General features: G+C 61.9%; 13 protein-coding genes. 9 read left to right on the top strand and 4 right to left on the bottom strand.

Features of this window, described 5'->3' with window-relative positions:
• Nucleotides 1-60: 60 nt before the first annotated feature.
• Nucleotides 61-390, bottom strand: a complete 330-nt coding sequence (locus E2F43_RS16800) for a hypothetical protein (protein WP_133214827.1) — start codon at nucleotides 388-390, stop codon at nucleotides 61-63.
• Nucleotides 391-596: 206 nt separating this feature from the next.
• On the opposite strand from E2F43_RS16800, the gene E2F43_RS16795 reads away from it, so the two are divergent.
• Complete coding sequence (locus E2F43_RS16795; RefSeq protein ID WP_133214825.1) at nucleotides 597-1,295, top strand: response regulator; 699 nt, start codon at nucleotides 597-599, stop codon at nucleotides 1,293-1,295.
• A gap of 156 nt (nucleotides 1,296-1,451) precedes the next feature.
• Nucleotides 1,452-2,006 carry an NAD/FAD-utilizing enzyme gene (locus E2F43_RS16790; RefSeq protein WP_133214823.1) on the top strand — a complete coding sequence of 185 codons (555 nt, stop codon included), beginning with the start codon at nucleotides 1,452-1,454 and terminating at the stop codon, nucleotides 2,004-2,006.
• Nucleotide 2,007: 1 nt separating this feature from the next.
• Here E2F43_RS16790 and E2F43_RS16785 read toward each other — a convergent pair whose 3' ends face one another.
• Complete coding sequence (locus E2F43_RS16785; RefSeq protein ID WP_133214821.1) at nucleotides 2,008-3,237, bottom strand: MFS transporter; 1,230 nt, start codon at nucleotides 3,235-3,237, stop codon at nucleotides 2,008-2,010.
• 118 nt (nucleotides 3,238-3,355) lie between these two features.
• Between E2F43_RS16785 and E2F43_RS16780 the strand changes: the two genes are divergently transcribed.
• A complete protein-coding gene (locus E2F43_RS16780) occupies nucleotides 3,356-5,089 on the top strand; it encodes an isocitrate/isopropylmalate family dehydrogenase (protein WP_133214819.1) in 1,734 nt (577 codons plus the stop codon).
• A gap of 96 nt (nucleotides 5,090-5,185) precedes the next feature.
• On the opposite strand, the gene ygfZ is transcribed toward E2F43_RS16780, so the two are convergent.
• Nucleotides 5,186-6,142 carry a CAF17-like 4Fe-4S cluster assembly/insertion protein YgfZ gene (gene ygfZ / locus E2F43_RS16775; protein ID WP_165954371.1) on the bottom strand — a complete coding sequence of 319 codons (957 nt, stop codon included), beginning with the start codon at nucleotides 6,140-6,142 and terminating at the stop codon, nucleotides 5,186-5,188.
• A 132-nt stretch (nucleotides 6,143-6,274) separates the two neighbouring features.
• Here ygfZ and E2F43_RS16770 point away from each other — a divergent pair, with 132 nt between their 5' ends.
• Both E2F43_RS16770 and E2F43_RS16765 read left to right on the top strand, forming a co-directional pair.
• Nucleotides 6,275-6,541: an FAD assembly factor SdhE gene (locus tag E2F43_RS16770; RefSeq protein ID WP_133214814.1), complete on the top strand. Its 267-nt coding sequence runs from the start codon at nucleotides 6,275-6,277 to the stop codon at nucleotides 6,539-6,541.
• Nucleotides 6,492-6,923 carry a hypothetical protein gene (locus E2F43_RS16765; RefSeq protein ID WP_133214812.1) on the top strand — a complete coding sequence of 144 codons (432 nt, stop codon included), beginning with the start codon at nucleotides 6,492-6,494 and terminating at the stop codon, nucleotides 6,921-6,923. Before E2F43_RS16770 ends, E2F43_RS16765 begins: the two co-directional genes overlap by 50 nt.
• Here E2F43_RS16765 and nadB read toward each other — a convergent pair.
• On the bottom strand, nucleotides 6,879-8,486 hold the full coding sequence (gene nadB / locus E2F43_RS16760) for an L-aspartate oxidase (RefSeq protein ID WP_133214810.1): 1,608 nt from the start codon (nucleotides 8,484-8,486) through the stop codon (nucleotides 6,879-6,881). The genes E2F43_RS16765 and nadB overlap by 45 nt on opposite strands.
• Nucleotides 8,487-8,751: 265 nt before the next feature.
• Here nadB and rpoE point away from each other — a divergent pair, with 265 nt between their 5' ends.
• The 4 genes from rpoE (at nucleotide 8,752) to E2F43_RS16740 (ending at nucleotide 11,497) form a co-directional block, all read left to right on the top strand.
• Nucleotides 8,752-9,330, top strand: coding sequence for an RNA polymerase sigma factor RpoE (rpoE, locus tag E2F43_RS16755; RefSeq protein WP_133214808.1), 579 nt, complete (start codon nucleotides 8,752-8,754; stop codon nucleotides 9,328-9,330).
• Between the two features lie 77 nt (nucleotides 9,331-9,407).
• The gene (locus E2F43_RS16750; protein WP_133214806.1) at nucleotides 9,408-10,010 is read left to right on the top strand and encodes a sigma-E factor negative regulatory protein; all 603 of its coding nucleotides are present in this window, start codon (nucleotides 9,408-9,410) and stop codon (nucleotides 10,008-10,010) included.
• Nucleotides 10,011-10,015: 5 nt separating this feature from the next.
• The gene (locus E2F43_RS16745; protein ID WP_133214804.1) at nucleotides 10,016-11,017 is read left to right on the top strand and encodes a MucB/RseB C-terminal domain-containing protein; all 1,002 of its coding nucleotides are present in this window, start codon (nucleotides 10,016-10,018) and stop codon (nucleotides 11,015-11,017) included.
• A gap of 3 nt (nucleotides 11,018-11,020) precedes the next feature.
• A complete protein-coding gene (locus E2F43_RS16740) occupies nucleotides 11,021-11,497 on the top strand; it encodes a SoxR reducing system RseC family protein (RefSeq protein ID WP_133214802.1) in 477 nt (158 codons plus the stop codon).
• Nucleotides 11,498-11,558: the final 61 nt, after the last annotated feature.

The following is an 11,558-nucleotide window of genomic DNA, read 5'->3' as shown; positions in this document are numbered from 1 at the left end:
CGTGCAGCGCCCCCGGGGCAGGCCCATATCAGCCATGAGCATACCCGGGAGTGGAACCGGCTAGCGAATAACGGGTACCGGTGTGATGCTTGTAGCTACCTTGTCGCTGCCCAGGTCCAGGTCGTCTGCCCGAACGTCGTTGGGAATCCAGCAGTTGATGAACTGCGCGTTGTCGTGGTCGGAGCGTGCGGCCAGAGTCACCCGCGTGCCTTCGGCGACCCGGCGCTTGTTAACAACCGACAGCACCTTGTCTTCGCCATAGTACTGTTGTATCTCCCCGCGGCAGGCGTCGATATAGCCCTGGTTACGGTCCGCTGCAAAGCCCGGGGAACTGCCCAGTGTGAGCACCATGAGGCTGGTAGTCAGTGCGAAAGTCTTGCCGTTTGTCATTGTCGTAATCCCTGTGAGTCGTTGTCCCTGCAAGGTCGGGACGCTCTGCCCCGGACCTTGAAAACAGAGTCTAGCGATCCGGCCATGAGAAGGTGTGGGCTTTTATGAAAAAGTATGAATATCAAGGCCGCCAGCCAGTAGGATGTGGCCGCGGTCTGTAATACCATCAAACAGGGGAGGGGAAGCAATCCGTCCGGGGGAGACCTGTGAAGCGAACCATTGCCTACGTCGAGGATGAGGACCAGACTCGCGAATCCTATGCCGGACAGCTGCGCCGGGAGGGTTTCGAGGTGGTGGCTTATGCCAACAAGGACGAAGCGATTGCCGGCTTCCGCCGGGCGCTCCCCGACCTTGCACTGCTGGACGTGGCCCACGAGGGTGACCGCGATGCCGGCTACCAGGTTTGCACTGAACTGCGACGGATATCCAGCGAGGTGCCCATCATATTCCTGACCAACCGCCACGGCGAAATCGATCGGATATCGGGTTTGCGGCTGGGTGCTGATGATTACATCAGCAAGGACGCATCACTGGAGTACATCGTGATCAGGATAGAAACTCTGATCAGGCGCCTTGAGACGGTTCGCCATGCCGGTGCCGGCGAGGGGCCGGCCAGCCCTGCCGATGATGGCCTCCTGCTGGACGACACTTACTCTACCGTCTTCTGGAAGGGAGAGCGGGTCGACCTGCCATTAACCCATTTCTGGATTTTGCGGGAGCTGTACCGGCACCCCGGTGAGGTCCGCAGCCACCGTGAACTGATGAAGGCGGCCAGTATCGTGGTGGAGTCCAATACCATCGCTGCCCACGTCAAGGCGATCCGGGGGACGTTTTCCCGCCTGGACCCCGACTTCCAGTGTATTCGCACCGAACGGGGTCGCGGTTACCGCTGGGTACCGCGCTAGGTGCCCCGCTGGCGGACATTCCCGCCGCTGCTATACTCAGTGTGGTACCGGGCCAGTCGTGCCTGTAGCGCACCCGGTATGACTGGCTCCTCTGCTGGCAGCTGATCGGCGGGTCACCCGTCTGGCCGCCCAGCTATGCTTCCGGGAGGCAGTGTTATGAAACGTCACTATTTTATCAACGACCATCTCGATGAACTCAAGCACGTCCAGCGGGACCTTCTTGCCGCCGGCCTGACCCCGCCGCAGTTCCACGTGTTGAGCGAGGACGAGGCAGCGCTCGAGCGGCTGCGGCTCAATCCGGTGGAGGCGGTACTGCAAAAGGATGTGGTCCGCGGCACCGAACGGGGCGCGGCTATCGGCCTGGGACTGGCTGCCGCGGTATTGCTGCTGGCCTGGGCGACTGGACTCGCTGCCAGTCTGGGCTGGATGCCGCCGGTTTTCCTGGCCGTCGTGATACTGGGCTTTTGCACCTGGGAGGGGGGGCTGATCGGTATTGGCGAGGAGCACGCCGATTTCCGGCGTTTCCACAATGACCTGGCAGCGGGAAGGCACGTCCTGCTGGTCGATTGTGACCAGGACCAGGCGCCGGCCCTGCAGCGTATTGTGGCCAACTATCCGGGCCTGGAGGATGCCGGCAGTGGCAGTGCGACACCGGCGCCGGTGATTCGATTCCGCGACAAATGGAGCCGGTTCCTGGAACTGGCTCCCTGAATCAGCGACCGCAGCGTGCCCTGGCGAGAAAGGCCAGGCCGCTGGCGATAAGCGTATAGGCAGTGCCGCCCAGGGCCATTGCGCCCATGCTGATTCCCGCATCGATCAGCCAGCCCATAAGCACCGGTGCTATGGCGGTGGCAAACACCATGGCCGCCGTGGTCAGCGACTTGATGGCGCCCAGGTGCAGGGTGCCGTACATCTCCGAGAAGAAGGGCGAGGACAGGGTCGAATAAATGCCCACCGAAACCGCCAGCAAGCCCATGTAGATGACCGCGATGTAAAAGCCGTCACCCGCCGCCAGAACCAGCAGGCCGGCCCCCATGGGCAGGCAGACCAGGGGGGCCAGCCGGATGGCGCCAAAACGATCTACCAGCAACCCGGCGAGTAGTTTGCAAGCCGTGTTCACCAGCGCGTAGAACAGAAACAGGCCGCCCCAGGCCGCCAGGGACCAGCCTTTTTCCTCCACCAGTTGTACCTGGTGAAACATGAAACCGGTAAACAGCAGGGGCTGGGCCAGCAACACCGGCAGGAACAGGTAGAAGTAGGGATCCCGCAGCACTTCGGCGCGGGTCCATTGTTTGCGGGCGCTGGCTGTCCGTTCACCGGCCTGCCGAGTCAGGCCTTCGAGGTAGTGCTGGTGGCGCAACTCGTGATTGGCGAGCAGCCAGTGGGTCAACAGCGGCAGCAGCACGGCCAGACTGGCCCCCCACAGCAACCAGGACTGGCGCCAGCCCAGCAGGGCAATGGAGGCGATTACCAGTGATGGCAGCAATGCCTCGGACACGGAGTAACCCATCCCGCCGAGGGCATTGGCCTTGCCTTTCTGGTGATCCAGGTAGCGTACCATGGTCGTGCCGCCGGCCATGCTCATCAGCCCCTGTCCCATGTGGCGCAGGGCCAGCAGGGCGCAAAAGAGTGTTAGCGGCCCCTTGCTGACAGCCGCCAGCACACAGCCCAGCGCCAGCCCCCCGGTGACCAGGTAGGCGAAATGGCGCAGAGGCATGCGATCGATCAGGGAACCGGTCCACAGCAGCATTGCCGCGCTGGCCAGGGTGGCGGCGGAGTAGAGGCCGCCAAAGTCGCCGTGGCTGAGATCCAGGTCGGCGCGGATCTCGCCACTGAACAGGCCGATGAAGTAGGTCTGGCCCAGGCTGGAGCCAAAAGTCATCACAAAGCCGAACAGCAACAGGCGCCATTCTTCGCGAATCAGGGGGAGGAAGGATTTCATCCGGCCATTATCGCAGCCTCCCAGGATGGCGTGTAGCCGTGGTTCGACTAAAATCGACTAGGAGATTTCGCTGTTTGGGTTTATGGTCGCGCTTTTTTGGACGATGGGGAGTTCTGGAGTGGGTGAGAAGATACGAGTCGGCAAGCCGCTGGTCATCCTGCACGGCGATGAAATGGCGCAGATTGCGTTTGAGCGCATACTCGAGCAATTTGTGACCTCGCGGCTGGAGGTGGACCTGGTCGAGGTGGACCTGTCGGCGGAGAAACGGCTGACCAGTAATGGCCAGGTGGTGCTGGAGGCGATCGAGGCTCTCAAGGAACACGGTATCGGCATCAAGAACGCCGGTATGACCGTCAACCGATCCCAACTGGACGAGCTGCTGGCGAAGCATCCGGGGATCGTGGAGGCGGAGCTGGATAAGCTCGCCACCAAGTCACCCAATGGTGCTATTCGCAAGGGTATAGGCGGCAATATCACCCGCGAGGACATCGAGTTCCACAATCTCAAGAGCGTGCGCCCCGACTGGGTGGACCGTGATATCGAGGTGGACACCATGGACAGCGGCGGCCTGGATTTCAGTTACAGCGAGCTGTCCGATGCCACCGGTGTGGCCAAAGTCATGTTTGTCGGTAGCAGCGGCGACCCGGTGGAGCTGCACCGCCGCACCCTGAAGAAGGGCGATCCCTGGATGTTGGCGACCAATTGCCTGGAGGAGGTCAAGGCCTGGGCCCACCGCTTCTTCCAGCGCGCGCTGGATGAAAAGCGCGACATCTACCTCGGGCTCAAGGACACGGTGGTGGCGGGTTACGATGGCGTAATGCGGGCGGCCATCGAGGAAATCTACGAGCGGGACTACAAGGACAAGGTGGCGGCTGCTGGCCTCAGCTACCATTACGAGCTGATTGATGCCCAGGCGGCGCGTATCGTCTCCAACCCGCCGGAGCGGGCCCTGTGGGGGGTGCCGGACAACGTCAGTGGCAACAAGCTGTTCAAACTGGTTCAGCAGCTCAAGCGTTACGGACTGCCGGAACGCAAGGCCCACGTCTCCATCTCCCGGATGAGTGCCGGTGGCGGTGACCAGTACGGCAGTTACAACGCCCCGGCACCTGAAGACGGCATCATCAAGGTCATCATGGATGGTGAGGAAAAACACGCGCGGGAAGTCAAGACCAACGATCCGATCCTGTTCATGTCCAATGACCGGGAAGCCATCAAGGATTGGGTCAAGCAGGTTTTCCGTGATGCCTCGCTCAACAAAAAGGAAGTTTACTTTGGCCTGAAGCGCGAGTTTGTGCCTTACGACGAGGTCTACAGCTCGATTATCCTGGAGATCCGCAAGGAACTGGCTGCCCTGGATACGCCGCCGCCATCCTTTATGATCATGCGTCCCTCCCGCCAGCTGTCGAAAATGATCAGTGACCCGCCGCGCTGGGGTCTGTACCCGGCGCAGAACCTGGATGGGGACATCTTTTCCGACATCTCAGCCGCTCTCGGCGGAAGCCTGGCAACCGCCAGTTCAGTGATTGAAAGCAAGGACGGCACCATGCTGTACGAGGCGCCGCACGGTACCGCTCACGATCTGTACCTGCGCTACCTGGACACCGACGGCAAGGAGGCGAACTTCAATTCATCGGCGCTGATATTCGCGGTCGCCAATGCGCTGGAGGAAGTCGCCCGGCGGGAGGACAACGAAGCGCTGGGTGACTACGCCAGCCGCCTCAAGCGGGCGCTGATCGCAACCGTCGACCAGGGGATTATCACCGGTGACCTCAAGGGCAAGACCACCGATCCGGAGTCGGAGCGGATCGTCGATATGTACGGCTTCCTTGACGCGGTGGAGGCCAACCTCTAGTCGCCAGCGGCCGCGCGAGGCCTGGCGCTGACCCCCATCGGCATTGCCCCAATAGTTCGGCAGTCCCTGGGCCCCGGGCTTCCCTTTGGCAGGCGGTCAATCCGTGTGCGGTTTTGCCGGATCAGCCGCGTCAACCGGGTAGGGCAGTGCCAGCAGGTCGATGGTTGAGCCTTCAGAGGAGGCTAGCCGCAGACCCTGTGCAACCCCTTTTTCGGTGGCAGACACCAGGCATAAGCCCCGACCATCCTGTTCGGCTGCGTTGACCACGATGCCCACGCTCTGCTCGGAACCCTTATTGAACAGGGAGGCACCCGCCTGAATACCCGTCCCGACGGCCAGTTCGCCCAGGTACATGCGCCGCTTCGCCTTGCCGCGGTAGTGCAGTCGGGCGACGATTTCCTGGCCGGTGTAGCAGCCCTTGTTGAAACTGACGTGGCCGGTAAGGTCGTAGTTGAGCATTTGCGGCAGCAATTCCTCGACATTGGGTCCTTCCACCCGGCCGATACCGGCGCGCATTTGCAGTATCTGCCACTGTGCCTCGGAACCCTCTGCCAGGGCAGTGCCGAGCGCGTCCTGGCGTGCGGGATGTTCACGTTGGTTGATATAGACTTCAAACTGCTGCCCCGCGTCGTCCATTTGCACTACCATCCAGCCGTCGCCTGAAGTCGCCTGGTAGCGTTCAGCTGGCAGGGTCAGGTCCAGCGCGCGCAATGCATCCGCGACCGACTCGCCCCAACACCCGAACAGCGCCCAGTCGTGGTTGTCGCTGTCCAGCTCTGCCTTGGAAAAAACAATGTACTTGCCGAAGGTGGCCGCGGCTTTTTCCAGGGTATCGGCTTTCAGGCGCAGGGCGTAGTGCTCTTCCTCCAGTTGCAGCAGCAGAAAGTCGCAAACCACGCGACCCTGGATATTGCAGTAGGCGCCGGGCAAAGCCCCGGACGCACTGAGCTTGCGGGTATCGCAGGTGGTCTGCCCCTGGAGAAAGGTCAGGGTGTCAGGACCGCTGATATGCAGCAGGGCCTCCGATTGCAGTGGGGCGTAAAGGGCGCTCAAGACAGACTCCTTTGGGGCTGAGGGGGTGGACAATGATAGGGCCTGGAGCCGACGCTGTCAGCAATCCCCCGGTGAGCGAATATGACGGTATAATGCCGACCCCTGATATGTATCCCTGACTAAGAGACTGGCATGGTACCGGACGAAGAACTCAATCGCATGCGCTGGGCTGCCCGTCGCGGCATGCTCGAACTGGACCTGGTGCTGGAACCCTTCGTGCAGGCCTGCTATCGCGACCTGGACGAGACCGACCGGGCGCGATTCCAGTCCTTGATGCTGTGCGAGGACCAGGACCTGTTCGCCTGGTTTTTGCGCCGCGAGCAGCCGGCTGATGAGGAGCTGGCCGTTATTGTCCGTAAAATACTCGACTTCGCCCACACTGCACCTGGCAATCGCTGATTCGCCAAGGTACCGCCACTGCCAGTGGCTTTTCCACCTGTTGCTGGGCCTCGCCGCCCTCGACCTGGCCTTCGGGGGTTATCCCTTCTGCGGGCTTCTACTCCCCCTGTTACCCGTCTCCTGCTACCTCCACCGTCGCCAGCCGCTGGTGGGTGCGATCCTGGTGTGGCATCTGGGCCAGTGGTCCCTGCGCCAGGCCGGCAGCGAATGCCCGATCGAGGTCCGGCGTGGCCATTGCCTGCCCTGGTTGACCTGTGTTCGATGGCACTGCCCGTCCGGGAAATCTGGCGTTCTGTTGCTGTTCAGTGACAGCGCCAGCCGCAATGAGCTGCGCCGCTTACGGGTCCGTCTGCGGCTGCAGCACGGTGTTTGCGGGCGTTAACACCGTGTCCCGGGCCTCGGCAAGTTGCCCGGGATAGTCCAGTGTATAGTGCAGGCCCCGACTTTCCTTGCGCTCGATCGCGCAGCGAATCATCAGCTCCGCCACCATAGCCAGGTTGCGCAGCTCCAGCAGGTCATTGCTGACCTTGTAGTTACCGTAATATTCGGCGATCTCCGACTGCAGCAGGTTGACCCGGTGCAGTGCCCGCTCCAGCCGTTTGTTGGTGCGCACAATCCCCACGTAGTCCCACATGAAGCGGCGCAGTTCGTCCCAGTTGTGGGAGATGACCACATCCTCGTCTGAGTCGGTGACCTGGCTCTCGTCCCAGGGATGGGCAGCACACGGCAGGGGAAGCCGGGATAGCTGGCTGGCAATATCTGCGGCCGCCGACTCGGCATACACAATGCACTCCAGTAGCGAGTTCGAGGCCATACGGTTGGCACCGTGCAGGCCCGTGCAGGACGCCTCGCCAATCGCGTAGAGGCCAGCCAGGTCGGTGCGCCCGGCCGTATCGACCACAATCCCGCCGCAGGTATAGTGCGCCGCCGGGACCACGGGTATGGGTTCCGCCGCCATGTCCATACCCAGTTCCCGGCAGCGTTGCATCACCGTCGGGAAATGGCTGTCGAGAAACTCCCGGGGCTGGTGGGAGATGTCCAGGTAAAGGCAGTCGGCGCCCAGGCGCTTCATCTCGTGGTCTATGGCCCGGGCAACCACATCCCTGGGGGCGAGTTCGCCCCGCTGGTCAAAACGGTCCATGAAACGGGAGCCGTCCGGCAGCAACAGTTTTCCCCCTTCACCGCGAACCGCTTCGGTAACCAGGAACGACTTGGCCTTGGGGTGGTAGAGACAAGTGGGGTGGAACTGGTTGAACTCAAGGTTTGCCACCCGGCAGCCGGCGCGCCAGGCCATGGCGATACCGTCGCCGCTGGCCCCGTCCGGGTTGCTGGTGTAAAGATAGGCCTTGCTGGCGCCGCCGGTGGCGAGCACCACCGCGCGTGCCTGGAACAGGTCGACATGCTCGCTGTTCTGGTCGAGTATGTAGGCGCCCTGACAGCGGCCGTTGTCGTGTATCAGGTCAACCGCGACCCGGTGGGTGAATACCTCGATGTTGTTGGCGGCCAGCGCCTTCTCGGTCAGTACCTCGGAGATGGCCCGTCCGGTGCGATCGGCGGAGTGAATAATCCGCCGATGGCTGTGGCCACCTTCCATCGTGAGGTGAAACTCGCGGTTTTCCGACTGGTCCTCGCGCAGGTCGAAATCAACCCCCTGGGAGACCAGCCACTCGACACAGCGTCGGCTGTTGCTGACGGTAAACTCCACGGCCTCCCGTTTACACAAGCCGGCGCCTGCGGCCAGGGTGTCTTCCACGTGGGCATCCACGGTGTCGCGGTCGTGCAGCACCGCGGCCATACCCCCCTGGGCCCAGTAAGTGGAGCCCTGGTTGAGGCCGGCCTTGGACAGCAGGGCAACCCGGCAATCTGCAGGCAGGTGCAGGGCCAGGCTGAGGCCTGCGGCTCCGCTGCCAATGATGAGCACGTCGTGTTGGTAAGTTCTGGGCACCTGGTTGTTCGCTTGCCGCGCCTGGGAGTGAAATATATGATGAGCCTCAACAACTTAGCGCTCAGGCACCACCTCGGGGCGAGTATATACGACCTCCGCCAATATAAGGAAATCCGCTGGTGGGATCAGCTATCAGGCAATTTTTCGCATTTTTGAACCGTGAACCCCCAGGGAGTGAACTACGGCCGAGTTGTGCGGTCTATCTGGGCAGAACAGAGACTAGAGTCAGGACTGTACCGCGCCTGGCCACGGAGGGGTTAGGGGCGTGACGGCTGCCGAGACGGACCAGCAGCTCGTTGCCAGAGTGCAAAAGGGCGATTCGAGGGCGTTTGATCTGCTTGTATTGAAGTACCAGCACAAGATCTTCAGCCTGATCGGGCGCTACGTGCACGATGCTGACGAGGTGCAGGATGTGGCCCAGGAGGCCTTTGTCAAAGCCTACCGGGCACTGCCAAAGTTTCGCGGCGACAGTCAGTTTTATACCTGGCTGTACCGGATCGCTGTGAACACCGCCAAAAACTACCTGGTATCCCGCTCGCGCAGGCCCCCGGGGTCGGACGTGGAAGTCGAGGATGCTGAGTATTACGAGGGTGGCGGCGCTTTGCGGGATATCGAGACCCCGGAAAACGCGCTGTTCGGTGCAGAGTTGAAGCAGGTGGTGGAGACAGCGATCAGTGATTTGCCCGATGATTTGCGAACAGCGGTAACTTTGCGCGAATTTGATGGTCTCAGTTACGAGGACATCGCCGACATCATGGATTGTCCGGTGGGCACGGTACGCTCGCGGATTTTCCGGGCGCGGGAAGCCATCGATATCAAGGTAAGAGAGCAGGTTGACGGTTAGTTCGGGTCAACCACTCGCGGGGGTTGGGAACGACCCTTTCAGAACGAAGAATCGCACCTGGTGCGGAGGAATAGCTGATGAGTGAGCAACTGCGGGAATCATTATCCGCGCTGATGGATGACGAAGCCGATGAGCTGGAATTGCAGCGCCTGTTAAAGCAGGTGGGCGATGACGGCGAGCTGCGGGCGACCTGGGTTCGCTACAACGCAGCGCGCTCGGTGATTGCCGGGCAGGGTGTCAGTCATCTGCAGCTGGATATTTCCGCCAGGGTGAGGGAAGCCATTGCTAGCTCACCGGCGCCAGCGGAAGAGAGAGAATCCCTGCGTCAGCGACTGTTTAGGCCGGTGGCCAGTTTTGCGGTTGCCGCTTCTGTGGCAGCCACGGTGGTTATCGGTGGTCAGCAGTTAGCCCAGGTCAGCGGCAACGATCCCTACGGCGCCGGCGCCATTGCCTCCGGTGCTTCGCCGGTGGGCCTGCTGAACAGCCTGGGCGCAACCACGGTGCGGGCCAGTTATGGCACTGAGGCTGTGCCTGTATTGCAGCCCGCCGCGCGCACGGCCTACAAGGAGCTCGCTCGCCAGCGCATGGAAATGTATATGCAGGAGCACGTCGAACACGCGGCCCTCAACTCGCCCCACGGACTGATTCCCTTCGCCCGGGTGCCGGAAATTCGCGAGTAACACAGGTGCTGTCACTGCGCTCCATCAAGAGAATCAGTTTCGGCGGACTGGCGGTCGCGCTGTTTGCCACCACGCCCGTCGTTGCCGCGGACTGCCCGGGGGCGGATGCGGAAGCGATCAACTGGCTGGATAAAATGGCGCGCAGCGTCCACGAGGTAAGTTATCACGGCGTGGTCACGTTCCAGCGCGGAGGTGAAGACATGCAGGTCATGCAGGTCTCGCACTCGGTAGAGGATGGCACCACGTCGGAGAGCCTGATCCAGCTCACTGGTCAGGGCGCCAAGGTCGTGCGTTCCGATCATCCACTGGAATGCCTGCACCCGGGGCACAAGTTGTTGCGGGTGGGTGAGGAAATCAAGTCGGGTGAGTGCGGCGTCGCAGAGCACTATCGCTTCAGCGTCAGTGATGGCGAGCGGGTCGCCGGGCGCAAAGCAGTGCGGATCGTGGTCGCCCCGGCCGATATGTATCGCTATGGTTATGTACTGGAGCTGGACAAGCGGACCGGCCTGCTGTTAAAGACCGCGACGATCGGGCGGGGCAACAAGGTACTGGAGCGATTCCAGTTCGCAGACCTTTCCTACCGGGGGCGCAACCCCGACGGTGCCGAGGTGAACCTGGTTCATGAGGCCAGCCATCCGATGCCCGAAAAGCTCTCATTGGGGGAGCCACCCCGGGCGAGTCATGAGCCCGCCATCGGCCCCGGTACCCGAGTTCTACAACAGGGCTGGGTCGTCAACTGGTTGCCGCGGGGATTTACCGCTACCGATTCCCAGCCACACAACACCGGGCGCAAGACCTTTACTGACGGCCTGGCCGTTTTTTCCGTATTCCTCGAGCAGCTGGATCGCGAAATTCGGCCCGGTGAGGGAGTGGTCAATGAAGGCAGCACGACAGCCTACAGCCGGGGTATGTCGTTGTCGGGGAATCCGGTGCTGGTGACCGTGGTTGGCGAGGTCCCGGTGAACACCGCCAGAATGGTGGCTGACTCTGTCAGCTGGGTGCGCTGACAGATGTTAACCGAGACCGGGCGTGTGGTGGCAGTGGATGCCGATGGCGTGTGGGTTGAAACCATTCGCCGGTCAACCTGCGGTAGCTGTGCCGCGCAAAAAGGGTGTGGCCATGGGCTGATGAATCGGCTATCCGACGGTCACCGCTCACTGATCCGCGCCCTGTCCGGTGAACTGGACGCGGTCGACTGCCAGGTCGACGATGAGGTCCGCATCTCCATTCCCGAAGAAGTGATCTTGCGGGGCTCGCTGGTGGTATACATGTTGCCTTTGCTGGTGATGCTGGCCGGGGCCGCGGCAGGCAGCTCCCTTTACCCGGCAGCCGGCGATATCGCGGCGGCGCTGGGTGCGGTGCTGGGTTTTGTCGCCGGTTTTGCCCTGGTCCGCCTGCATGCATTCCGCCACCGGGACGACAAGAACCTGCAACCGACCCTGGTGGAAGTACTGCACCGTCGCTCATTGCCGGTGCACCCTGGCTGACTCCGAACCGGGACGATTGTTCTCCATTATCCTGAAACCTGACCTTATGTGGACCAAGCGA

It is taken from the genome of Seongchinamella unica (genome assembly GCF_004354085.1).
In the GTDB taxonomy this organism is placed as follows: Bacteria; Pseudomonadota; Gammaproteobacteria; order Pseudomonadales; family Halieaceae; genus Halioglobus; species Halioglobus unicus.
Note: the sequence above shows the minus strand (reverse complement) of the source record. Positions and strands in the feature narration are given on the sequence as shown.